Source organism: Curtobacterium sp. PhB137 (assembly GCF_003814955.1).
Lineage (GTDB): Bacteria > Actinomycetota > Actinomycetes > Actinomycetales > Microbacteriaceae > Curtobacterium.
Window position 1 is genome coordinate 368,710 of the sequence record NZ_RKQO01000006.1, and the last position, 22,931, is coordinate 391,640.

A 22,931-nucleotide genomic window follows, 5' to 3' on the forward strand; every position below is an offset into this window, starting at 1 on the left:
GTCCGGCTCAGGCGTCGATGTTGTCCCAGTCCTCAGGACCGCTCGACCCGGCCGGGTACTCGTCGAGCGGCGTCGTGCCGGCCTTCCACGCCTCGAGGAACGGTCCGACGACCTTCCAGCCCTGCACGGCACTGTCACCGCGGACCGACAGCGTCGCATCGCCCTCGAGCACACCGGCCAGGACCTCGCCGTAGGCGCTGAGTCGTCCGGGGTTGAACGTCGTCTCGAGACTCGTGCGGTCGATCGTGTACGGGTCGCCGGGCCCGTTGACGTTCAGCTCGAGCTGCATCTCGTCCGGGGCGATCCAGATCCGGAGCCGGTCCGGGTGGGCGGCACCGGACAGGCCGACGGGCACCTGCGGGGAGTCCTTGAACGTGATGACGATCTCGCGGCGCTGCTTCGCGAGCGCCTTGCCGGAACGCAGCGTGAAGGGGACGCCGGCCCATCGCCAGTTCGCGATCTCGAGGGTCAGCTGGGCCAGGGTCTCGGTGCCGAGCGACGGGTCGACCCCGTCCTCGTCGGCGTACGACGGCAGCTTGCGGTCGCCGACCGTGCCCGCGGTGTACCGGGCGCGCTTGCCGGCGGCGACGACGTCGCCGCCCCACGGCCGCACGGCGCGCAGCACGAGTTCCTTCTGGGTCCGCAGGTCGTCGGCGTCGATCGACGCCGGCGCCTCCATGGCCACGACGGCCATGACCTGGAGCAGGTGGCTCTGGATCATGTCGGTGAGGGCGCCGGCCTTGTCGTAGTAGCGGGCGCGACCCTCGAGCCCGAGGGTCTCGTCGTACACGATGTCGACGCGTTCGACGTGCTGCGAGGACAGCAGGGGCTCGATGATGCGGTTCGCGAAGCGCAGCCCGATCAGGTTGAGCACCGTCGAACGGCCGAGGAAGTGGTCGACCCGGTGGATGCGCTCCTCGGGGATGAACGAGTGCAGCAGGTCGTTCAGGTGCTCGGCGCTGGCGGCGTCGGTACCGAACGGCTTCTCGAGCGCCAGGCGGGTGCGCTTCGGCAGGTCGAGGTGGGCGAGCTGTTCGCAGCTCTTCTCGGTCACGGCCGGGGGCAGCGCGAAGTAGATCGCGGGGTCGTGGTCGCAGGCTCCGAGCAGCGCGCGCAGGTCGTCGGCGCTCGTGACGTCGGCCTTGCGGTACGAGGACGCGTCGATCACGGCCTGCAGCCGCTCCGACAGCGACGACTCGCCCTCCGCGCCTTCGTCGCCCTCGTTCTTCGACGCCTGCGCGTTCTCGAAGGACTCGCGCACCTGCGCCTTCCAGTCGGCGTCGGAGAGGTCCTCGACACCCGCCCCGATGAGCTGGACGTCCCAGTCGTCCTTGACCTCGAGCAGGGTCGCGAGACCCGGCAGGAGCAGGCGCTTGGACAGGTCGCCGCTGGCTCCGAGGATGAGCAGGCTGGTCTGGAGGCTCGACATGCCTCCGACCGTACTCATCGGCCCCGGTGGACGGCCGGGCCGCTACGGTGGTGACAGTTCGGCGCGAGGGAGCACCATGAGCAGTGGGTACGAAGGACGACGCCTCCGCGTCGTCGTGATCGGCACCGGCATGATCGCGGGGGTCCACGCCCGCGCGGCCCGGGCCGCTGGTGCCGAGGTGCTCGGGGTGCTCGGCCGGAACGCATCGCGCTCCGAGCAGGTCGCGGCGCAACTCGACCTGCCTCGTGGGTACGCCTCGCTCGACGACGTCATCGCGGACGCCCCCGACGTCGTGCACATCTGCACGCCGAACGACCAGCACCACCCGCAGGCGATGGCGGTCATCGCCGCGGGCATCCACGTGGTGTGCGAGAAGCCCCTCGCGATCGACCCGGCGCAGGCCGCCGAACTCGTCGCCGCGGCGGCGGACGCCGGTGTCGTCGCCACGGTGCCGTTCGTGTACCGCTACCACCCGATGATCCGTGAGATCCGCGCGCGCATCGCCGACGGCGACCTCGGTCGACTGCTCGCCGTGCACGGCCACTACCTGCAGGACTGGATGCTCGACGAGGACGCCTCGAGCTGGCGGGTCGACCCGACCTCGAGCGGGTTGTCCCGCGCGTTCGCCGACATCGGCTCGCACTGGTGCGACCTGGTCGAGTTCGTCACCGGTGAGCGCTTCACCTCGGTGTCCGCGGCGACCGACATCGTCTACCCGACCCGCCCCGCGGCCTCGGGGCCGTCGTTCTCCGGCTCGCCGGACCCCGACCCGGTCGCCGACGCCGCGGAACGGGCCGAGGTCACCACCGAGGACACCGCGGTCGCGACGTTCCGCACCGGCACCGGGCGCATCGGCAACGTGGTGATCTCGCAGGTGGCGTCCGGTCGGAAGAACCGCCTGTGGTTCGAGGTCGACGGCACCCGGGGCAGCGCCGCCTTCGACCAGGAACAGCCCGAGTCCGCGTGGTTCGGCAACGAGCGTGGTGCGCAGATCGTCGTGCGCGACCCGTCGCAGGGGTACCCGGACCAGCGGCGTCTGGCGGTCGTGCCGTCCGGGCACCCGCAGGGCTACCTCGACGCCTTCGCCGCGTTCGTCGCCGACACCTACACCGCGGTCCGCACCGGTGTGGCCCCCGACGGCCTGCCGACCTTCGCGGACGGCGCACGTTCCGCCGACATCATCGACGCCGTGATCACCAGCGCGGCCGAGACCACGTGGCGGGAGATCCGGTGAAGCTCGGCATGCTGACGGCCTGCCTGCCCGGCTGGCCCCTCGACCGCATCGCGGACTTCGCCGCCGAGCAGGGGTACGAGCGGCTCGAGGTCGGCGTGTGGCCCGGCACCGGTGGCCGCGACTTCGAGGCGGCGCACCTGCCGGTGGCGACGTTCACCGACGAGGACGCCGCTGCGACCCGTGACCTGCTCGACCGCACCGGCCTCGAGATCTCGGCGCTCGCGTACTACGAGAACAACCTGCACCAGGACCTCGACCGGCGCGAGGAGGTCCGCACCCACCTCAAGCACGCGATCGATGCCGCGCAGGTGCTCGGCGTGCCGTACGTCGGCACGTTCATCGGCCGCGACAACAGCAAGTCGGTGCGGGAGAACATGGCCGAAGGGAACCAGGTCCTCCCCGAGCTCGTCGACTACGCCGGCGAGCGCGGCGTGCGGTTGATCATCGAGAACTGCGTGATGGAGGGCTGGCACCCGGACGGCTACCCCGGCAACCTGGCGTACTCCCCCGAGCTCTGGGGTTGGGTCACCGGCCTCGGCTTCGGTCTGAACTGGGACCCGTCGCACCTGACCTGGATCGGCATCGACCCGGTCGAGACGATCCTGCCGTTCGCCGAGCACATCGTGCACGCGCAGGCGAAGGACCTCGAGCTCTTCCCGGCGAAGCGCGACGCGTACGGGTTCTTCGGCAAGGTCGACAAGGGCGGCGACCCGTGGGACATGGGCTGGTGGCGCTTCCGGGTGCCGGGCCGTGGCGTCGTGGACTGGCCGCACGTCGTCGACCGCCTGTACGAAGCGGGGTTCGACGGCACCCTGTCGGTCGAGCACGAGGACCCGCTCTGGGGCGGCACCGACGAGAAGGTCCTCGAGGGGCTGCGCATCGCCCACCGCACGCTCCGCCCCCTCATCGCCGCGGAGTGACGGCACGTCGAGCAGCACGCAGCACGACGGGTGTTGCTCATGTGAACGTCGTGTGACGACTTCGACCCGACACTGGCGGGTCGGCTGTGCGTCCTCATAGGTTCTCCGACGATGAACCTCCACTCCTCTCCGCGCCGCCGACGGCGCATCATCAGCGGCGCGGCCTTCGCCACCGCGGGTGTGCTCGTCGCACTGTCCGTCCCCTCCACCGCCGTCGCCGCCGAGGGCGACACGACGATCGACATCATCGACGTCAACGACTTCCACGGCCGCATCGAGTCCGAGGGCACCGCCGTCGACAAGGCCGCCGGTGCCGCCGAGCTCGCCGGTGTCGTGCAGTCGTACCGCGAGGCCAACCCGAACACGATCTTCGCCAGCGTCGGCGACAACGTCGGTGCCTCGACGTTCACCTCGCTGATCCAGCAGGACGCCCCGACGATCGATGCGCTCAATGCCATGGACCTCGACGTCAGCGCGATCGGCAACCACGAGCTCGACAAGGGCCAGGACGACCTGACCGGGCGCATCGAGGACCGGGCCGACTGGCCCTACGTCTCGGCGAACATCGTCAAGCAGGGCACGACCGACCCCGCGTTCGAGCCGTACTCCATCGTGGAGAAGGGCGGCGTGAAGGTGGGCTTCATCGGCGCGACCACCGAGGACCTCATCCCGGGGCTCGTCAGCCCCGGCGGTGTCGAGGGCCTCGCGATGGCCCCGATCGTCAGCCAGGTCAACAAGTACGCCGACCAGCTCACCGACGGTGTCGACGGCAACGGCGAGGCCGACGTGCTCGTCCTGCTGGTGCACGAGGGTGCTCCCACGAACGCCCTCGCCGACGCGACCGGGTCCGGCGTGTTCGGCACGATCACCTCGGGCGTCTCGTCGAAGGTGTCCGCGATCGTCTCCGCACACACCCACGCGACCTACAACCACCAGATCGCGGGTCCCGACGGTACGACCCGCCCGGTGATCCAGACCGGTTCCTACGGCGTGAACTACGGACACCTGCAGCTCACCGTCGACGCCGACAAGCAGCTCACCGGCATCACGTCCGAGGTCAAGTCGGTCAACGGTGAGAACCGCGTGCCGGCCGACTCCACCTCGGTGGACGCGGTGGCCGACATCGTGACGGCTGCGAAGGCCGTCGCCGACGTCGAGGGCAGCAAGAAGCTCGGTGAGATCACCGGCGACCTGCGTCGTGCGGTGCAGTCGGACCGCACGACCGAGAACCGCGGCGGCGAGTCCGTCCTGGGGAACTACATCGCCGAGGTGCAGCGCTCCGCGACCGAGCGCAACGGCTCGCAGATCGCCTTCATGAACCCCGGCGGGCTGCGCACGGACATGGTCTACGCGTCGAGCGGTGCCGGCGACCCGGACGGCACGGTGACCTACAAGGAGGCCGCGCTCGTCCAGCCGTTCGCGAACACCCTCGTCACCGAGGACATGACCGGCCAGCAGATCAAGGACGCCCTCGAGCAGCAGTGGCAGCCGGACGGCCTGCCGCGTCCGTTCCTCAAGCTCGGCGTCTCGGACGGCTTCGCGTACACCTACGACCCCGCGAAGGGCCGTGGCGAGCGCATCACCGGCATGACCTTGAACGGCGAGTCGATCGCCCTCGACGACACCCTCAAGGTGACGGTCAACTCGTTCCTGTCGACCGGTGGCGACAACTTCGCCGCCTTCGCGACCGGCGCGAACATCGCCGACTCGGGCCAGGTCGACCTGCAGGCGCAGGTGGACTACTTCCTGGCCAACCCGACGGTCACCCCGCCGTCCGACCAGCGTGCCGTCGGCACCACGGTCACGCCGACCCCCGAGGGCGGGTTCCAGCCCGGTGACGAGATCAGCATCGACCTGTCGTCGCTCGTGTTCAGCAGCGACGACCCCGCTGCAGCCGGCACCGTGTCGGTGAGCGCCGGTGACGTCGAGCTCGCCACCGCCGAGATCGACGCGACGATCGTCGACACGAACGACGAGCAGGGTCGTGCGACGCTGACCTTCGCCGTGCCGACCGTCGAGTCGTCGGCCGACGCAGCGACGGTCCGGACGGCTGCCCGTGCCGCCGCGACGACGGACGAGCCGCTCGTCGTCACCCTGCCGGGCGGCCAGACGATCACGCTCGCCGTGACCATCCCGCTCGCCGCGGCCGTCGACCCGACGGACCCGACCGAGCCCACGGACCCGACCGACCCCACGGACCCGGCCGACCCGGGCGCGGGCAACGGGGACGCCCCGGGTGCCGGCAACGGCAACGGCAACGGCAACGCTCCGGGAACGGACACGGGCACCGGCACGGACCTGGCGGGCGACCCGTCCGACTCGACGAACGCCGGCGGTGACCTCGCCTACACGGGCGCGGACCTGACGGCGCCGGGGATCGCAGCGGGCCTGCTCCTGCTGGCGGGCATCACCGCACTCGTCGCCGTGCGCCGGAAGCGCGCACGGACCGACGCGAGCGTCCAGACCGACTGACACCGGGCCTCCAGTCCGACACGAACGGGCCGTCTCACCACCGTGAGGCGGCCCGTTCCGTCGCGCCGGGAGGCACGGATCGCGTCCGGCGCGCACCGCGCGCGGATCCGCTGCCGCGCTCCCTGTCCCATAGCAGCGCTCGCACTGCGGATCCGGGGATCGGCGGGGTACTCTCGGGGCTGTCGCATCGCGACGCGTCGCGCCGGGTCGCCTCTCAGGTCGGCGGTGGTTCCGTTCGACGAGACCCCGCGGCGCGGGTGCCCTCCGCCTCCAGGGAAACGGCGGAGGGCGCCCTCTCCCCCAGCGGCGTCAGCGCGCTCCGGACACGGTCAGCGGAACAGCTGCTCGCCGATGTACGACCCCTTGCGCGGTGCCGGCGGGATCGCGAACACCGCGGAACCGATGTGCGAGATGTACTCGTTCAACCGGTCCGAGGCGCCGAGCTTCCGCTGCAGCCGGGTGAAGTGCTCCGGATCGTTCATGTACGCCAGGAACAGCAGCCCGGCATCGAGCTGGCCGTACTCGTTGAGGCCGTCGGTGTAGTTGTACGGTCGACGCAGGATCTTCACCCCGCCGTTCGCCTCGTGGGCGGCCAGGGCGATGTGGGACGTCGCATCGATCTTCGTGGCACCGGACTTCCCGGTCGCCGCGAAGTCCGGCGTCGTGTGCTCGGTCCCACCGGACAACGGTGCGCCCTCGATCTTGGTCCGACCGAAGACGCGCTGCTGGTCGCTGACGACGTCGGCGTCCCAGATCTCGATGTTCATCCGGATCTTCCGCACCACCTGGTAGGTGCCGCCGGTCATCCACGCCGCACCGTCGCCCGGGTCGTCGACCCACACGAAGCGGTCGTGGTCCTCGTCCGTCGTGATGTTCCTGGTGCCGTCCTTGAAGCCCATCAGGTTGCGCGGCGTCGTCTGGTGCGGGCCGGCCGACGCACGACCGAAGCCGAGCACGGTCCACCGCACGGTCGCCGTCCCCCGCGCCATCCGGGCCAGGTCGCGGACCGCGTGGTACGCCACCTGCGGGTCGTCGGCGCAGGCCTGCAACGACAGGTCGCCCCCGGTCAGTCCGGCCTGCAGGTTGTCGCTCGGCAGCCGAGGCACGTCGGCGAGGGCCGCCGGACGCTTGTCGGCCAGACCGAAGCGTTCGTCGAAGACGCCGGGGCCGAGTCCGACGGTGACGGTCAGGGACGCCGGGCCGAGGTCGAGCGCCTCACCGGTGTCCGCGCCGACGCCGTCACCGTGGGCGGGCTCGACGCTGCCGACGGTCTTGCCGGCCTGCAGCTGGGCGATCGCCGCCGACCAGCGGGCGAGGAGCACCTGGAGTTCGGTCGTGACGCTCGTGGACAGGTCGAACGTCATGAACACGCAGTACCGCTGGGGCGCGGTCTGCACCCCGCCCTGCGACTGCCGTGCAGCGGTCGCGTAGAACGGGTGGCTCTGCGACAGGTCGATGGACTCGTCGCCGTTCGCGGCCGCCGTGAACGGGTTGACGCCCGTCGCGGCCGTCGCGCCGCCGATGCCGACAGCGGCGCCCGCCCCGGCTCCGGCCGCGGCGAGTCCCGCGCCGAACAGCCCGCGCCGGGAGACCCCGGTACGGGCTGCGCGGTCGTCGTCTGGCTGCGTCACGCGGTGGCGACCTTCTCGGCGAGGCGGGACAGCGGGTCCTGCAGCGCCTGGATCTGCTGCGAGACCGCGTTGGCGTCGGACTTCTTGGTCGCGGCGTCCCACGTGTCGAAGCCGCCGAGGTCGTCGGCGTTCCGGTAGCCGTCCATCAGCGTGTTCGTCGCGTCGAACTGCTTCGCGATCTGCTTCGTCAGGGTAGGGTCGAGCTTCGTCAGGCCCGGCTTGAGGTACGCGAAGGCCTGACGGGCACCCTCGACGTTGGCGGCGAGGTCGACGAGGTCGATGTGGCTGTACGCCTCTTCCTCACCGGTGACCTTGTTCGACTGGACCTCCTCGAGCAGGCCGGCGGCACCGTTCGCCAGGTCCTCGGGCTTGTAGTCGAGCGTCGGGACGAGCTTCGCGAGCAGCTGCACGTTCTCGGTCAGGTCGGCCGCGGTCTTCTTGGTCGACGCGGTGATCTCCCCCGCCTGGAACAGGTCCTTCTCGACGGCGTGGAACCCGCTCCAGCCGACGGCCGGGTCGAGGTTCGAGGCGCGCATGTCGATCAGGTAGTCGAGGTTGCCGGCGTTGTCGGTCGCCTTGTGGCCCTTCTTGACGAAGCCGTCGACGTCGCTCTCGACGTGCTCGTAGAACGGGCGGGCGTTCGCGTAGTCGGTCTTCGCGGCGTCGAGGTCGCCGGCATCGATGTCCTTCTGCAGGAGTTCGACCGCGGCGACCATGTCGGTGACCTGGCCGTCGACGTAGTCGGCGTAGCCCTTCGTGCCCTCGTCGAGCAGGGTGGCGGCGCTGCTGTTCGCGGTCGAGGTGACCTTGCCCGTGACCGTGAAGTCGGTGAGCTCGGTGTCGGCTCCGGGGCAGTACACCTGGTACTTCCCACCGGTCAGGGTCGCGGTGAACTGCACGGCGTCGAGGCCGGGTGCCAGGTTCTCCTTCTCGCCCAGGATCCGCTGGTCCTGCAGCAGTTCGACCTCGGTGATGGCGGTCGAGGACTCGTTCTTCACCGAGAACGTGACCGGCCCGGCGGGGACCTTCGTCTCGGAGACCTTGCACTGGTCCGAGCCGTCGTTCGTCAGGGTGATGGTGACGCGCGAGACCTTCGCGGCGTCGGTGGAGCTGTCAGAGGCACCGTCGGAGCTCGCGCAACCGGTCAGTGCGAGGGCGGTGACGACGCCGAGGGCGCCGAGGGTGATCAGGGGTCGAACGGGCTTACCGAACGGCATAGTCGTTGCTCCTTGCAGGGTCCCCGGCGGGTGGGCCGCGTGTCGGGACGGTTTCGGGGGTGGGGTTCACGGGTGCCGTCCGACGACGGCGGTCACGGAGCGCGAGCAGCGCCTGGGCGGCCGCTGCGACGCCGAGGGCGATCGGCAACCAGGCCTTCCAGAGCAGCAGCTCGGCAGCCCGCGAGTCCGCGGTCGCCACCGCAGTGGCGGACCGCTCGACGCGGGAGTCGGGAACGGACCACACGGAGCGGTCCAGTGTCGTGGTGCGCGCGGACGGGAGGCCCCCACCGCTCAGCGTCAGCACGGTGCGTTCGTCGCGGGTGGCGTCCAGGACCCCACCACGGACCGTCCACAGGGTCACGGTGTCGCGCACCGCCCAGCGGGCGGTGAACGGGCCGGGGTTCGTCGACGGCGAGACGCCGACCGGGATCCGGCCGAACAGGTCGACGAGGTCGTCGAGCGTCAGCGTCGCCGGGCGGTCCGCGGCGGTGGCCGACGTGCGGATCCGCCACCGGTCGGCGGCCACGCCCGCGCGGGTCACGCGGCGGTGGGCCGACGTCGGCAACGTGAGCCGTGCCTCCTGGCCGGTGGTGGTGCCGGCGACGCGGAGGACGCCGGACGCACCGTGGATGTCCGCCGAGACGGACGTGGCGTCGCCGCGGACGGTGGCGGAGCCGGGCAGGTCGACGCCGCCCGTCGGGACGGCGATCGCCAGCGCGGCTGCGGCCACCGCGAGGGCTCCGGCGACGGTGGCGCGGACCATCGGGACGCGTGCCGACGACGGACGCAAGGCGCGGGGCCAGAGCGTCAGGGCGAGGACCGGCACCACGTAGAGGACCCAGCCGAGCACCTCGATGACGCGGGGGTCCGGCGGGATGCCGAGCACGCCCGTGACGAGCGCACCCTGCACCGACCCGTTCGGGGCGAGCCAGGACAGGTCGACGGTCCGCTGCTGCCCGATGACGATCCACCCGGCCTCGTGCGCGCGCCGGAGCACCGTCAGCACGAGCCCGCCGGCGACGAACACCAGGAAGACGCCGGTGCCGGTGAAGAACTTCGACATGTTCAGCCGGACGCCGCCGGTGTAGATGCCGTAGCCGATGACGACGGCGCCCGCGATGCCGATGACCGCGCCGAGGGCGGCGAGACCGGTGTCCGACGACGCCTGGAAGGTGGCGAGGAGGAAGACCGCGGTCTCGAAGCCCTCCTTGAGCACGGCGAGGAAGGCCATGCCGGCCAGTGCCCACGCGGTACCGCGGCCGAGCGCCTCGGTCGCGCTCGCCTCGAGTTCCTTGGTCAGGGTGCGCGCGTGGGTGCGCATCCAGACGATCATGCCGGTGACGAAGACCACGGCGACGATGCCGATGATCGCCTCCATGCCCTCCTGCTGCGCCTGCGGCAGGGCCTGCTCGACGACCTGCAGGCCGAACCCGACGCCGATGCTGAGCACGACGGCGACCCCGACGCCGAACCACATGGGGGCGAGGGGGACACGGTTGCGACGCAGGAACGCGGCGATGATGCCGACGATGAGCGTCGCTTCGAGGCCTTCACGGAGGCCGATGACGAGAGTGGCGAGCATGACGTAGGTGAGGCTAACCTAACCGCCGTTCGGCCCGCCAGTCGTTCGGCGTGGGGTTTGATGGTTCTCATGAACCTGCTGTCCGTCGATGGCCTGGCGTCGGTCACGAACGTGCTCGACCTCGCCGGGGTGTTCGCGTCCGCCCTCCTCGGTGGATCGATCGCCCGCGCGATGGACTTCGACCTGTTCGGGTTCCTGGTCGTCGGCTTCGTCTCGGGGCTCGGCGGCGGCATGCTGCGCGACACCCTGCTGCAGAACGGCCCCCCGGTCGCACTCGTCGACCCGCTCTACGTGCCGGTCGCGCTGGCCGGGGCACTCATCGCCTTCTTCGTGTCGTTCTCCGAGATCACCTGGGACCGGCTGTTCACCGTGCTCGACGCCGCGGTGATCGGGTTCTGGGCGGTGGTCGGGGTGCAGCGCACCTACGACGCCGGCCTGGAGTGGCCCGCCGCGATCATCATGGGCACGATCACCGCGGTCGGCGGCGGCGCGATGCGGGACCTGCTGCTGCGCCGGGTGCCCGCGGTGTTCGGTGGGAACGCGCTGTACGCCACCGTGGCCGTCGCGGCGTCGGTGGTCATGGTCGTCGCGTCCGCCCTCGGGTCGCCGTCGATCGGGATCGTGGCCGCGATCGCGCTGTCGCTCGGTCTGCGCTGGGGTGCGGTCCGCCGCGGCTGGGGACTGCCCAACGGTCGTGACTGGCAGCCGAAGTCGACGCTCGGCTCGCTGCTGCGGCGCGGGCGGAGCCTGCGACCCGACGCACTCCGGCTGCTCCGACGCCCCGGACGGCGGACGGGAGCGGGCAGTGTGCGCGAAGAACACGACACGGCAACGGATTCCTCGTTCGACGACTGAGGGGTGTCATCTGTCAGTGCTCCGGCGTAGCATCCCTACCGTCGGGTATCGACCCGGCTCATGTCGTCCGCACCGAACCGACGCGACCCGAACGCGCCGGTTCAGCGCAGACGTGGTGATGGGGGCTTCGCTGATGCCGTGCGTGATCAGACGCGCGGCGCGGCAGGTCTCCCACCCCAAGCTCGCCCGCCCCCAGCTCGCCCGCCCCCAGCTCGCCCGCCCGGGTTCCAGCCCCGGTGCCCCGCCCCGGCAGGAACGATGAACGACGACGTCTCCGACTCCCCCACGCCGCGGACACCACGGGCCGAAGTCCGAGAACGTCTCCTCATCGCCGGCGCTGCCGTCTTCGCCGAACAGGGCGTGCACGGAGCGCGTCTCGACGAGGTCGCCGCCCGTGCCGGGTTCAGCAAGGGCGCGGTCTACTCGAACTTCTCGTCGAAGGAGGACCTGCTCGCGCAGGTCATGCAGCGCGGGACGAACCTGGTGCTCGGGTCGCTGCAGGAGCTCATCCGCGCCGACATCGCCGCGGCGGACATCGCGGACGTCGTGCGAGCGGCCTTCGGACGGCACGACCAGCGCGCGCAGTTCGCCCTGCTGTCGGAGTTCCGCGCCTACGCGATCCGACACACCGACCTGCTGCCCGAGTTCGTGCGGCAGCGACGGGTGCTGCAGGACGGCGTGCACGAGCTGGTGCGACTGTGGTTCGGGGCGCACCCGGAGGTCGACGCCGGCATGCCGCTCGACGCCTTCGCCACGGCGCTCGTCGCCGCCAACGTCGGGGTCGTGTTCGACGGGCCCGCGCTGCCGGGGGTCGACCCCGGCGAGGTCATCGCCGCCCTGGTCGAGGCGGTCGTCCGCCGCCGCTGACCCGGCGCGGCGGCGCACGGCGCGGCGGCATGGCGCTCTGGCGTGGTGCTGCGGCGTAGTGCGGCGTTGACCACTCGGTGCGAGCTTGTTGCGCCGCACCGAGTGGCCAACCTCGCACCAGCCGAGACTCCGGGGTCAGGCAGGGCGACGGGAGCGCCGACGACCCTCGTGCGACCACGCGGACGACGGCAGCAGGCTCGGCGGCAGCAGGCGCGACCGCAGCACCCGCCCACCGGAGACCGAGGCGTCGAGGGCCTCCCGCGCGTGCTGCACGTGCCGCACGAGCGCCTCGCCGTCGACCGCTGCGACCCCGCCGGCCGCGAACCGTTCACGGTCGACGGCGTCGACCACGGCGTCGAGGTGCGGGAGCGCCGAGGCCGGCAGCACCGGACGGAGTCGCCCGAGGACGGCCCGGGCGGTCCGGGCCGCAGCCCCTGCGTCACCGGGTGGTGCCAGCCCCGGGGCGTAGCCGTGGTCGGCGACGTCGTCGAGGGCCTCACGCCAGGCGTTCACCGCGGGTGAGCGACCAGCGGCGACGGCCGACAACCGCGACCGCCGTCGGAGTGCTCGGACGAGTCCGGGGGCGATGAGCAACGCGAGGACGAGTGCCGCGCCGAACAGCAGGCCGGCCGGACCGCTGCCACCCGAGGCACCGGCCGCACCGGGCTGCGCCGACGCCGAGGGGGTCGGCGTCGCCGAGGACTCGGCGGGAGCGGACTGCTCGGGCGCGGGCAGCGGGGACTCGGGCGTCGCGGCGGTCGGGGTCTCGGTGGGTTCGGTCGAGGGCTGCGCTGCCGCGTCGGAGTCCGGCGTCGGCTCGAACGCGACCCAGCCGGCCCCCTTGATGTACAGCTCGGGCCAGGAGTGCAGCTGCCGGTTCGACACCGCGTACTCACCGTCGGGCTGCGCCGCACCGGCCCGGTACCCCACCGCGATCCGGGACGGGATGCCGAGCGTCCGGGCCATCACGGCCATCGCCGACGAGAAGTGGACGCAGTAGCCCTCGCGCACCTGCAGGAAGGTCGAGACGACGTCCATGCTGTCGCCGTCGTAGCCCTGCTCGACGGGGGCCGTCTCGGAGTAGGTGAACAGGTCGCTGCGGAACCACTGCTCGAGGGCGCGGGCCTGGGCGTAGTCGTCGGACGCGGCCCCGGCCACCCGCTCCGCGGTCGACGTGATGTTCGCGGGCAGGTCCTTCGGCAGCGTCAGGTCGGTCTGCAGCTGGTCGCCGCTCGGCTCGCGGAACCCCCGGCCGTCGGCACGGGACAGGACACCCGAGGCCGCGACGGCGTCGAGGTACGCGTTCGCGAAGGTCGAGGCACCGTAGACCTCGTACGTCGCACCGCGCGGCGTGGCCGGACCGGTCGACCGCACGGTGCTCGAGGACCCCATCCAGCGCCACTGCGACAGGTCGAGGTTGGTGGAACGCGACTCGATCGACACCGCCCCGGACGGCACCGGTAGGTACGTGCTCGACAGCCCGGTGATCCGGACCGTGACGTCGCCGCGCGTCGCCAGGCGGGGGTTCACGCCCTCGGCCCACTGCTGTTGGTCGGCGGTGTCGGCCTCAGCGGCGTTCGTCACCGTCGGCACCCAGTCCCCGGTGCCGAACTCGTCCAGGTCGGCGAGCTTGAGGTACTCGGGCTGGCCGTCGGACGACCGGTAGCGGAGCACCTCGAGTTCGCTCGGCTGCCGCAGGTCGTTGCCGAGCTCGAGCAGGGTGCCGGGTCGCCCGGGTTGGATCGGCGACTGGATGGCCCCGGTGACGCCGGACAGCCAGCTCGCGTTGAGCGGCACGATCGCGGGCAGGCCGATCGCGACGACGAGCCCGATCGCACCGACGACCGCGGCCGGGACCGCTCGCTGCACGGGTCGGACCGACAGCCACAGCAGGGCGAGGAAGGCGACGGCCGTGGTGATCACGAGTGCGGTGCCCGCCGGCTGTCCGGTGATGATCCCCGGGACGATGAGGATGACGAGTGCCGGCGCGGCGGCGAGCGACGGGATCCGGGCGATCGCGGCGAGGAACAACGAGACGCCCGCCACCCAGGCGATCGACACGGTCACGACCAGTCGGATCGCGTCGGTCTGCGGCAGCGGCGCGGGGTTCAGGCGGATGGCGGCGAGCGTCTCGCCCAGCGCTCCGTCGGCGTCGAGCCAGCCGAGGGGTTGCACGTCGTTGACCAGGGCGGCGGCGCACGAGCACAGCACGAGGGTGGCGACGAGTGCCACGAACCGGACCCCGGCGGCCCGGCGACGCACCGCGAGCATGACGGCCACGAGCACCGCGACGACCACGACGCCGGACACCCACCAGGCGGTGCCCTGCACGAGCGGGCGGATCGCGAGCGCGGCGATGAGCACGGGCACCGGGGCGAGCGCGACGACCCAGGTGCTCGGGGTGTCACGGGTGTCGTCGTCGCGGTCCAGGACCTCACGCACGTCGACGGGCCGACGCGACGACGCAGCGGTGCCGCTCACCGTGCGGCTCCGGACGCGGTCGCCCCGGCGACCGGTACCACGAGGGTGCGCCAACCACCGCGGTCGAGGATCCCGCGGACCACCGGGTCCGGCGGCACGATCGTCGCCATGATCCCGCGGCTCGATCCGCTCGTCGCCGTCACGAGTTCAGCCGCTTGCTCGGCGGTGCAGTTGCCGGTGACCACCGCGGTCATGCCGTGCACGTCCCGCCCACGCACCTCGGGCAGGACCTCGGTGACCGGACGAGCGTCGCTGCGGAGCCGGACGTCCGCGAGTCCGACGAGCACGTCGGTGAGGCCGCCGACGTCACCGGCGTGCCGGGTGCTGCCGGACGGCCCGTCGCTCACGAGCACGACGCGCGAGGTCCGGGCGGCGAGGGCGCGGGCGACACTGGCGGCGACGACGACCGCGTGCTCGAAGGCCTGGTCACCGCCCAGGTCGGACAGCTCCGCCAGGTCCTCACGCCCGAGGCCCTGGTAGGACTCGCGCCGGACGTCGAGCGCGATGACGGCCTCGGGTGGTTGCGCCTGCGTGGTCTGCCGGACGTGCAGTTCGCCGCGGCGAGCACTCTGCGCCCAGTGCACCCGACGGATCGGGTCGCCGGGACGGTACGGCCGGAGTTCGCTGTCGTCGGCGGACCCGCCCTGCCCGACCCGTCCTTCGTCGGCGGAGACGGCCCCGGCGAGGGCGCCGGTGTCGATCGCGGCGAGGGGTGCGCTCGCGGGGACGACGACGACCTCTTCTGCCGGCACCACCGGGCGGTCGATGCGGAGCAGGCCGAAGGGGTCTTCGACCCGGATGGTGACGGGTCCGACGAGCGTGCGGCCGCGGTGCATCGCGAGCGCCTCGACGTCAAGCACCGCTGGCGGCAGGCCCGGGCCGACGAGCGCGTAGGTCTCCGCCTCGGACGCACTGGCGAAGGCGTCCTCGAGCTGTTCGCGGACGAGCAGGGTCGACCGCGGGCCGATCGGCAGGCTGGTGCTGCCGAGGGTGATCCGCTCGCGGTACACCTCGCCGACCTGCACGATCGCGCGGGCCGTGCTCCGGCTGCCCCGGAGCGGCGCGGCGACCACGAACGCCATCACGATGCCGAGCACGACGAGCACGAGCAGCAGCAGCCCGGCCGAGACGGCGACGCTGGTGGTGCCCACGAGCCCGCCCCCGATCAGCCCGATGCCGATCGCGATGACGGTCCAGCCGCGCACGGTCGGACGGGGGAACGGCGTGCGCCGGAGCAGGGACAGCCCACGGCGGCCGAAGCGCCCCAGCGTCGAGCGCGCGGCACCGGTGCGCCGCAGCAGCGACGACGGTGCCGATCGGCCGGGCATCAGGAGCGGACGGGGGTCGCCGTGAACGGCACGGCGGTGTCGGAGACGATGCGGACGACGATCTCGCGCACGGTGTCCTCGCCCGTGCCACCGAGTCCGCGCGCCACCGGCACGAGCCGGTGGGCGAGCACGATCGGTGCCAGCGCGGCGACGTCGTCCGGCGTGACGAACGGCCGGCCGAGCAACGCCGCGTGGGCACGGGCCGCCTGGGCCAGGTGCAGCGTGGCCCGGGGGCTGGCGCCGAGCACCAGGTCGGGGTGGGTGCGGGTGGAGCGGACGATCGCGATGACGTACGCCTCGACGTCGGGGGCGATGTGGACGTTCGCCACGGCCTCGATGATCCCGCGCAGCGTGGTCACGTCGACGATCGGTCGCAGGTGCGACAGCGGGTCGCCGCCGCCGCGGTTCGCGAGCATCTGCCGTTCGGCGTCGACGCTCGGGTACCCCATCGTGATGCGCGCCATGAAGCGGTCACGCTGGGCCTCGGGCAACGGGTAGGTGCCCTCCATGTCGATCGGGTTCTGCGTCGCCACGATCATGAAGGGGCGGTCGAGCAGCCGGGTCACGCCGTCGACCGTGACCTGGGACTCGGCCATCGCCTCGAGCAGGGCGGACTGGGTCTTCGGGCTGGTGCGGTTGATCTCGTCACCGATGACGACGTTCGCGAACACCGGCCCCGGTGAGAACCGGAACGTGCCCGAGGACTGGTCGAAGATGTTCACCCCGGTGACGTCCGACGGCAGCATGTCGGACGTGAACTGGATGCGGTTCACCGAGCCGCCCACCGAGGCGCCGAGTGCCTTCGCCAGGACCGTCTTGCCGACGCCGGGGACGTCCTCGACGAGCAGGTGTCCCTCGGCCAGCATCACGGTGAGGGCGGTGCGGATCGCCTCGGTCTTGCCGTCGATCACCGTCGAGACGGACGCGACGATGGCGTCGCCGACCTCTCGGATGCGCTCGAGGGGGAAGGCGGGGTCGGTCGGCTCCGGCACGCAGGGCTCCTCGTCTCGGGACAGGTGTCGTGCATGCTACATCGGTCCGGTGACAGCGCCCGGTGGGCGTGTCACCGATGCGCACTGGACGGGAGGCCCGTGGAGCGTGCGCCGATCAGCGCACGTCCCACGGGCCTCCCGTCCGGATCACGTGGTGCGTCTCAGACGCGACTCACGCGCGCATCGTGAGCGCCGTGTCGGCTGCGAGCAGGACCTTCGCGGCGACCGCGACCCCTTCTTCGCGACCGAGCTCGGTGTCCTCGTGCTCGATGTTGACCCACATGTCCGGGTCCACCTCGCGCAGGGCCTCGAGGAACGCCGACCAGTACGCCTCGTCGTGACCCTTGCCGAGCGCGACGAAGTCCCACGCGGACGGCTTCGGCCACTCGTTGGCCCACTCGTCGCCACCGAGGTTCGTGCGCGGCTCGTCCGGCGACAGCCGACGGAACGAGTTGTCGAGCACGCCGTTGATCGCCGCGTGCGGGTTGATCCGGACGTCCTTCGCGGCGGCGTGGAAGACCAGGTCGCCGAGGTCGCGGACGACCGCCACCGGGTCCATCTGCTGCCAGAACAGGTGACTCGCGTCGAGTTCGACGCCGGTGTTCGTCAGGCCACCACGTTCTACGAGCTCGCGGATCGTCGCCGGGTTGAACACCACGTTCTGCGGGTGCAGCTCGAGTGCGACCTTGACCCCGTGCTCCCGCGCAAGGGCGTCGATCTCCTGCCAGAACGGCACCGCGACGCTCCACTGGTACTCGATGACGTCGAGCGCGGCGGAGTTCCAGGCGTTCACGATCCAGTTCGGTCGGGTGCCGCCGGGCTCGCCGGCCGGCAGCCCGGACATCGTGACGACGCGGTCCTGGCCGAGGCGTGCGGCGAGGCGGATGCTGCGCCGGATGTCCTCCGCGTGGGCCTGGCCGATAGCTCGGTCCGGGTGCAGCGGGTTGCCGTTGCAGTTCAGGCCGGCGATGGACACCCCGGTGCCCTCGAACCGGGCGAGGAAGGCGTCACGTGCTGCGTCGTCCTCGAGGATCGCGTCGATGTCCGGCACGTGCACCGGCGGCAGGAACCCGCCGGTGTTCAGCTCGATGCCGGTCAGGCCGTTGCCCGCGATGGCCGTCAGGGCGTCGGCGAGCGGCCGGTCGTGGAAGATCGCGTTGTACAGACCGAGCTTCATGAGTGCGCTCCTTCGGTGGTGCGGACGGGCGGCACGTCGAGGGAGGCCCCACCGGCCCCGGCGGACCGTGCCACCGCGTCGAGGATCTCCATGTTGTGCACGCCGTCGTCGAACGTGGCGTTGGCGGGGAGCGGGTCCGCGACGCCGGCGACCTCGTCGAGGAACGCGCGTGCCTGGTACTCGAACATCTGGTTCTGTCCCCAGCCGACACCGGGCGCGTCCATCGCCATGCCTCCGGCGACGTAGGGGTGGTCCGGGCCGAGGACGACCTGGCGGTAGCCACCGAGGCGGGAGCCGTCGGACTGCAGCGCGAGGCCGATCTCCGAGGCGCGCTCCTGGTCCCAGCGCGCTGCACCGTTCTCGCAGAAGACCTCGATGACCAGGCCGTTCGGGTGCGCCGTGGCGACCCGGGACACCTCGAGCGAGCCCACCACGGAGCCGTCACCGAAGCGTGCGTTGAAGGTGGCGTAGTCGTCGTTCTCGACGTCGGCGAACTCACCCGTCAGCGGGACGGCTTGCCCGCGCAGGGCGAACCCGGCGGCGATCGGGCGCTTCGTGATGGCGGTCGTGAACATGCCGCCGTTGACGCTCTGCACCTCGCCGGCCAGGAACTCGGCCACGTACGCCAGGTGCGAGCCGACGTCGGCGAGGGCTCCGGTGCCGGGGGCACCCGCGAAGCGCCACGAGAAGGGCACGTCGGGCGACGAGCCGTAGTCGGTCCAGTAACGGGCGGAGACGTGCAGGACACGGCCGAGCGTGCCGTCCTCGACGAGCTGCTTGATCGCGGCGAGGCCAGGGGCGCGGCGGTAGGTGAAGCCGACGCGGGCGACGAGCCCGCGCTGCGATGCCTCGGTGGCCGCGGTGGCCATCGCCCGTGCGTCCTCGAGCGAGTCCGACAGCGGCTTCTCGCACAGGACGTGCTTGCCGGCGGCCAACAGCCCCTCGACGATCTCGCGGTGCAGCTTGTTCGCGACGACGACGCTCACGACGTCGATGTCGTCGGCCTCGGCGATGGCTCGCCAGTCCGTGTCGTGGCGGGCGTAGCCGAAGCGCTGCGCAGCCTCGGCCGCCAACGGCTCGTACACGTCGCCGATCGACACGAGCCGCACGGGCGGCAGCGTCGGGGCGAAGAGTGAGGGTGCGTTCCGCCACGCGGCCATGTGGGCCTTGCCCGCCATGCCCGCCCCGATGACGGCGACGCCGATGCTGTCGCTCATGTTCTCTCCTTCGAGAAGTCCGGTGCCAATTCTGGAACGTTCCAGAACGTGTCGGTAGACTGTAGCCCGACCACCCCATGTCCTGTCAAGGAGCCGCGTGTCACGACCCCCGACGATCATCGACGTCGCGACCCGTGCCGGCGTCTCGAAGTCACTCGTCTCGATGGTGCTCCGCGACGACCCGGGTGTCTCCGACGCACGCCGCTCGGCCGTGCTCGCGGCCGCCGCCGAGCTCGGCTACCGCCCCAACCGCGCCGCCGCGATCCTCGCCGGCACCCGGACCCGCACCGTCGGCGTCATCGTCGACGACTTCCGCAACCCGTGGTTCGTCCCCCTGCTCGACGGCATCCGCGACGCGCTCGCACCGCACGGCCTGCGACTCACCCTGGCGGACACCCGAGCGAACGCCCACCTCGACTCCTCGCCGTTCGACGACCTCGTCTCGCTACGGGTCGACGGCGTCGTCCTCGCCGCCGAGGGCTTCCCCGACCTCGTCGTGCCGGCCGACACCCCCGTCGTCGTCGCCGGCGCCCGCGCCGACGTGCCCGCCGGGCTCGACGTCGTCGCCTCGGACGAGGCCGCCGGCGGCCGGTTGGCAGCGGATCACCTGATCGGACTCGGTCACCGCCGCATCGTCCACGTCACGGGTTCAGGAGGCCCGGCTGCGGTCCGCCGCGAGGGCACCGTCGCGCGGATGGTCGCGTCCGGCATCGCGCCGCTGGTCTACGGCGACGGCCCGACGTCCGAGACGACCGGGTACGAGGGCACCCGCCGCGCACTGCGGGACCACCCGGACCTGACGGCGGTGTTCGCCGCGAACGACGTCATGGCGATGGGCGCGATCGCCGCCGTGCGCGAAGCCGGACTCCGGGTCCCCGAGGACGTCTCGGTGGTCGGCAACGACGAGACCCCGCTCGCCGCCTCACCCCTGCTGCGCCTGACCACGGTCGACCCGCACAACGACGAGGTCGGGCGGCTCGCGACCGCGCGGTTGATCGACCGCATCGGCGCGACCGCCGGGGATCCAGCGGATCCCATCCGGACGCTCGTGCCGCCGACGCTCGTCGTGCGGTCCACGACGGGGCCGCCGCGGGCCTGAGACGCAGCCACCCACCGACCGCAGCACGCGGGGCGGTGGTGCGCCGGGCCTCCCGGCCGACGGATCAGACCGTGGCACCCTCGAGCCGGTCGACCGAGACCGCGAGTTCTTCGAGTTCCGGGACCTCGCGCGCTTCGGCGAGCGCCCCCTCGAGCGCAGCGGCGTGGATCGGCGTGGCCGCGTCGAGCAGCCGCTGACCGGCGTGGGTGAGCTCGGTGTAGAGCCCGCGGCGGTCGTCGGCGCAGAGCACGCGGGTGAGCAGCGCACGTTCCTCGAGTCGGTTGACCAGCCGGGTCGTGGCGCTCGGGCTGAGGGCAGCTGCGCGGGCGAGCTGCTGCATGCGCATGTGGAAGCCGTCCTGCCGGCGCAGCGCATCGAGCACGGTGTACTCGACCACGGACAGGTCGACGTCGCGCAGTGCGCGCTCGAGTCGCGTCTCGATCAGGCCGTGCAGTGCCGCCAGGGTGCGCCAGCCGTGGGCGCGGACGGCGGTGGAGGTGTCGTCGACGGACATCGGGCTCCTTCTGGTCGGTTGCGCGGTCGGTTGCCGCGGTCGGTCGCCGCGGTCGTTGCGGGCGCGTGCAGTTGCTTGCGCGGATACCCCGCGTGTGCAACTATCGATACCGCGCGTCTGCAACAACCAGCGTACGCGGCACAGCGCCACCGCACAACGGAAGGAACCCCCATGCCCGCGGGACTCATCGCCCTCGCACTCGGCGGATTCGGCATCGGACTGACCGAGTTCGTCATCACCGGCCTGCTGCCCGAGGTCGCCGCCGACTACGGCGTCACCGAGACCACGGCCGGCTGGCTCGTCACCGGCTACGCACTCGCCGTCATCGTCGGCGCCCTCGGCCTGACCGCAGCCACGACCCGACTCCCCCGCAAGCCCGTCCTGCTCGGGCTGCTCGTGCTGTTCATCGTCGGCAACACGCTGTCCGCGATCGCACCGACCTACGAGGTCATGATGTCCGGACGCGTCATCGCCGCCCTGTGCCACGGTGCGTTCTTCGGCATCGGCTCCGTCGTCGCCGCGAACATGGTCGAACGGTCGAAGCGTGCCTCCGCGGTCGCCCTGATGTTCACGGGACTGACGGCGTCGAACGTGCTCGGGGTGCCGTTCGGCACGTTCCTCGGCCAGGCGCTCGGCTGGCGTTCGACCTTCTGGGCCATCGTCGCGATCGGTGTCGTCGCCCTGGTCGGCGTCCTCGTGCTCGTCCCCGCCGTCCGTCAGACCGAGACCCCGTCACTGGCCCGCGAGCTCGGGGTCTTCCGCTCCGGCCAGGTGTGGCTGTCGCTCGGCATGACCGTGCTCGGCTACGGCGGGATGTTCGGGGCGTTCACCTACATCGCGTACACGCTGACCTCGGTGTCCGGCTTCCCGTCCTCGGCGGTGCCGTGGCTGCTCGTGGTGTTCGGCCTCGGGCTGTTCGTCGGGAACTTCGTCGGCGGCAAGCTCGCCGCACGCTCGATCGACCGGACCCTGCTCGTCGTGCTCGTCGCCCTCACCGTGGTGCTCGGGCTGTTCGCCCTCGTCGCGACCTCGCCCGTGCTGACCGTCATCGCGCTCGTGCTCATGGGCGCCTTCGGGTTCGCGACCGTGCCGGCCCTGCAGACGCGCGTGATGCAGTACGCGGACCACGCGCCGACCCTGGCGAGCGGGGCGAACATCGCGGCGTTCAACCTCGGCAACGCGCTCGGTGCCTGGATCGGTGGGCTCACCATCGCCGCCGGGCTCGGCTACACCTCGCCGATCTGGGCGGGCGCCGGGATCACCCTGGCTGCCGTGGCCCTGACGCTCGTCGCCACGGGTGCCGTGCGGCGTGGGCGTTCGCGCGGCGCTGGCGAGCTGACCTCGACAGGGAGCATCGCGACGGCCTGACGGCAGCCCGGCAGAACCTGGTTCCGGACACAGCACCACGCCGTTCCGCGGTGCCGTGTCCGGAACCTGGTTCACGCGGCGTGCAGACCAGCACGGAGACGACGAAACCCCGGTCCGATCGGACCGGGGTTTCATGGAGTGCGGAGACGGAGGGATTTGAACCCTCGGTCCCCTAAAGGGGACTCCACCTTAGCAGGGTGGTGCACTCGGCCGGACTATGCGACGTCTCCAAGCACTCTCGCGAGCGCTCCGACCACCATACAGGAGGACCGGGCCACTCTCGACCCGACCGCACCCCGCGCGTGGCACGGTCGCAGAACGCGGGTCCCCCGAAGTGGGGACACCTCGGGGTTGTCCCGACGTACCCCGGTGAATAGCATCATCGAGACGCGGCGATCACATTCCGGGGCTCGTCCCCGTAGTCGCGACACAGCACCGACGTCGCTCTCCGAGCCGGGCCCGGCGCGCCCGGTTGTCTGGCGCCCGCTCGGGGAGCGGCTTCCGGGGGCGCGGTCCACCACCGCGCCCCCGTTTCTGCGTCCGGGCAT

Annotated in this window: 17 protein-coding genes and 1 tRNA gene; 7 read left to right on the forward strand and 11 right to left on the reverse strand. The window is 71.8% G+C overall.

The genetic code is table 11. The features are described from left to right. Window positions 1–7 precede the first annotated feature (7 nt). Complete coding sequence (locus EDF28_RS11370; protein ID WP_123291881.1) at window positions 8–1,429, reverse strand: glucose-6-phosphate dehydrogenase; 1,422 nt, start codon at window positions 1,427–1,429, stop codon at window positions 8–10. A gap of 76 nt (window positions 1,430–1,505) precedes the next feature. On the opposite strand from EDF28_RS11370, the gene EDF28_RS11375 reads away from it, so the two are divergent. From EDF28_RS11375 to EDF28_RS11385, 3 genes are all read left to right on the forward strand, one after another. Next, entirely contained in the window at window positions 1,506–2,663 is a 1,158-nt protein-coding gene (locus EDF28_RS11375; protein WP_165901077.1) for a Gfo/Idh/MocA family protein, read from the forward strand. Continuing rightward, window positions 2,660–3,583 (forward strand): sugar phosphate isomerase/epimerase, encoded by a 924-nt coding sequence (locus EDF28_RS11380; RefSeq protein WP_123938349.1) that lies wholly within the window; start codon window positions 2,660–2,662, stop codon window positions 3,581–3,583. The genes EDF28_RS11375 and EDF28_RS11380 overlap by 4 nt, the downstream gene beginning before the upstream one ends. 111 nt (window positions 3,584–3,694) lie before the next feature. Then, on the forward strand, window positions 3,695–6,055 hold the full coding sequence (locus EDF28_RS11385) for a bifunctional UDP-sugar hydrolase/5'-nucleotidase (RefSeq protein WP_123938350.1): 2,361 nt from the start codon (window positions 3,695–3,697) through the stop codon (window positions 6,053–6,055). Window positions 6,056–6,384: 329 nt separating this feature from the next. Here EDF28_RS11385 and efeB read toward each other — a convergent pair whose 3' ends face one another. From efeB to efeU, 3 genes are read right to left on the reverse strand one after another with little or no spacing between them, the layout of a single operon-like run. Next, on the reverse strand, window positions 6,385–7,686 hold the full coding sequence (efeB, locus tag EDF28_RS11390; RefSeq protein WP_123938351.1) for an iron uptake transporter deferrochelatase/peroxidase subunit: 1,302 nt from the start codon (window positions 7,684–7,686) through the stop codon (window positions 6,385–6,387). Further along, the gene (gene efeO / locus EDF28_RS11395; RefSeq protein ID WP_123938352.1) at window positions 7,683–8,903 is read right to left on the reverse strand and encodes an iron uptake system protein EfeO; all 1,221 of its coding nucleotides are present in this window, start codon (window positions 8,901–8,903) and stop codon (window positions 7,683–7,685) included. Before efeO ends, efeB begins: the two co-directional genes overlap by 4 nt. After that, window positions 8,890–10,485 carry an iron uptake transporter permease EfeU gene (efeU, locus tag EDF28_RS11400; RefSeq protein WP_123938353.1) on the reverse strand — a complete coding sequence of 532 codons (1,596 nt, stop codon included), beginning with the start codon at window positions 10,483–10,485 and terminating at the stop codon, window positions 8,890–8,892. Before efeU ends, efeO begins: the two co-directional genes overlap by 14 nt. 69 nt (window positions 10,486–10,554) lie before the next feature. On the opposite strand from efeU, the gene EDF28_RS11405 reads away from it, so the two are divergent. Beyond that, a complete protein-coding gene (locus tag EDF28_RS11405; RefSeq protein ID WP_123291876.1) occupies window positions 10,555–11,340 on the forward strand; it encodes a trimeric intracellular cation channel family protein in 786 nt (261 codons plus the stop codon). A gap of 258 nt (window positions 11,341–11,598) precedes the next feature. Further along, the gene (locus EDF28_RS11410) at window positions 11,599–12,207 is read left to right on the forward strand and encodes a TetR/AcrR family transcriptional regulator (RefSeq protein WP_159573171.1); all 609 of its coding nucleotides are present in this window, start codon (window positions 11,599–11,601) and stop codon (window positions 12,205–12,207) included. A gap of 135 nt (window positions 12,208–12,342) precedes the next feature. Here the strand turns inward: EDF28_RS11410 and EDF28_RS11415 are convergent, their stop codons facing one another. From EDF28_RS11415 to EDF28_RS11435, 5 genes are all read right to left on the reverse strand, one after another. Next, window positions 12,343–14,688: a DUF3488 and transglutaminase-like domain-containing protein gene (locus tag EDF28_RS11415; protein ID WP_123938355.1), complete on the reverse strand. Its 2,346-nt coding sequence runs from the start codon at window positions 14,686–14,688 to the stop codon at window positions 12,343–12,345. Continuing rightward, the gene (locus EDF28_RS11420) at window positions 14,685–16,016 is read right to left on the reverse strand and encodes a DUF58 domain-containing protein (protein WP_123673877.1); all 1,332 of its coding nucleotides are present in this window, start codon (window positions 16,014–16,016) and stop codon (window positions 14,685–14,687) included. Before EDF28_RS11420 ends, EDF28_RS11415 begins: the two co-directional genes overlap by 4 nt. After that, on the reverse strand, window positions 16,016–17,008 hold the full coding sequence (locus tag EDF28_RS11425) for a MoxR family ATPase (RefSeq protein ID WP_235035938.1): 993 nt from the start codon (window positions 17,006–17,008) through the stop codon (window positions 16,016–16,018). The genes EDF28_RS11420 and EDF28_RS11425 overlap by 1 nt, the downstream gene beginning before the upstream one ends. Window positions 17,009–17,180: 172 nt before the next feature. Then, on the reverse strand, window positions 17,181–18,185 hold the full coding sequence (locus tag EDF28_RS11430) for a sugar phosphate isomerase/epimerase (RefSeq protein ID WP_123938356.1): 1,005 nt from the start codon (window positions 18,183–18,185) through the stop codon (window positions 17,181–17,183). Further along, window positions 18,182–19,402 carry a Gfo/Idh/MocA family protein gene (locus tag EDF28_RS11435; protein ID WP_123938357.1) on the reverse strand — a complete coding sequence of 407 codons (1,221 nt, stop codon included), beginning with the start codon at window positions 19,400–19,402 and terminating at the stop codon, window positions 18,182–18,184. The genes EDF28_RS11430 and EDF28_RS11435 overlap by 4 nt, the downstream gene beginning before the upstream one ends. Window positions 19,403–19,499: 97 nt before the next feature. Here EDF28_RS11435 and EDF28_RS11440 point away from each other — a divergent pair, with 97 nt between their 5' ends. After that, the gene (locus tag EDF28_RS11440; protein ID WP_123938358.1) at window positions 19,500–20,501 is read left to right on the forward strand and encodes a LacI family DNA-binding transcriptional regulator; all 1,002 of its coding nucleotides are present in this window, start codon (window positions 19,500–19,502) and stop codon (window positions 20,499–20,501) included. Window positions 20,502–20,565: 64 nt separating this feature from the next. On the opposite strand, the gene EDF28_RS11445 is transcribed toward EDF28_RS11440, so the two are convergent. Then, entirely contained in the window at window positions 20,566–21,015 is a 450-nt protein-coding gene (locus EDF28_RS11445; RefSeq protein ID WP_123938359.1) for a MarR family winged helix-turn-helix transcriptional regulator, read from the reverse strand. Window positions 21,016–21,186: 171 nt separating this feature from the next. On the opposite strand from EDF28_RS11445, the gene EDF28_RS11450 reads away from it, so the two are divergent. Then, entirely contained in the window at window positions 21,187–22,383 is a 1,197-nt protein-coding gene (locus EDF28_RS11450; RefSeq protein WP_123938360.1) for an MFS transporter, read from the forward strand. A gap of 141 nt (window positions 22,384–22,524) precedes the next feature. Here the strand turns inward: EDF28_RS11450 and EDF28_RS11455 are convergent. Next, window positions 22,525–22,613, reverse strand: a tRNA-Ser gene (locus EDF28_RS11455). Window positions 22,614–22,931 lie beyond the last annotated feature (318 nt).

Bases quoted from the DNA above. Each gene is read 5' to 3' on its own strand.
- EDF28_RS11410 (WP_159573171.1), top strand. From the start codon at position 11,599: ATGAACGACGACGTCTCCGACTCCCCCACGCCGCGGACACCACGGGCC.
- EDF28_RS11385 (WP_123938350.1), top strand. From the start codon at position 3,695: ATGAACCTCCACTCCTCTCCGCGCCGCCGACGGCGCATCATCAGCGGC.
- EDF28_RS11405 (WP_123291876.1), top strand. From the start codon at position 10,555: ATGAACCTGCTGTCCGTCGATGGCCTGGCGTCGGTCACGAACGTGCTC.
- EDF28_RS11435 (WP_123938357.1), bottom strand. From the start codon at position 19,402: ATGAGCGACAGCATCGGCGTCGCCGTCATCGGGGCGGGCATGGCGGGC.
- EDF28_RS11375 (WP_165901077.1), top strand. From the start codon at position 1,506: ATGAGCAGTGGGTACGAAGGACGACGCCTCCGCGTCGTCGTGATCGGC.
- efeU (WP_123938353.1), bottom strand. From the start codon at position 10,485: ATGCTCGCCACTCTCGTCATCGGCCTCCGTGAAGGCCTCGAAGCGACG.
- EDF28_RS11420 (WP_123673877.1), bottom strand. From the start codon at position 16,016: ATGCCCGGCCGATCGGCACCGTCGTCGCTGCTGCGGCGCACCGGTGCC.
- efeO (WP_123938352.1), bottom strand. From the start codon at position 8,903: ATGCCGTTCGGTAAGCCCGTTCGACCCCTGATCACCCTCGGCGCCCTC.
- EDF28_RS11450 (WP_123938360.1), top strand. From the start codon at position 21,187: ATGCCCGCGGGACTCATCGCCCTCGCACTCGGCGGATTCGGCATCGGA.
- EDF28_RS11445 (WP_123938359.1), bottom strand. From the start codon at position 21,015: ATGTCCGTCGACGACACCTCCACCGCCGTCCGCGCCCACGGCTGGCGC.
- EDF28_RS11370 (WP_123291881.1), bottom strand. From the start codon at position 1,429: ATGTCGAGCCTCCAGACCAGCCTGCTCATCCTCGGAGCCAGCGGCGAC.
- EDF28_RS11430 (WP_123938356.1), bottom strand. From the start codon at position 18,185: ATGAAGCTCGGTCTGTACAACGCGATCTTCCACGACCGGCCGCTCGCC.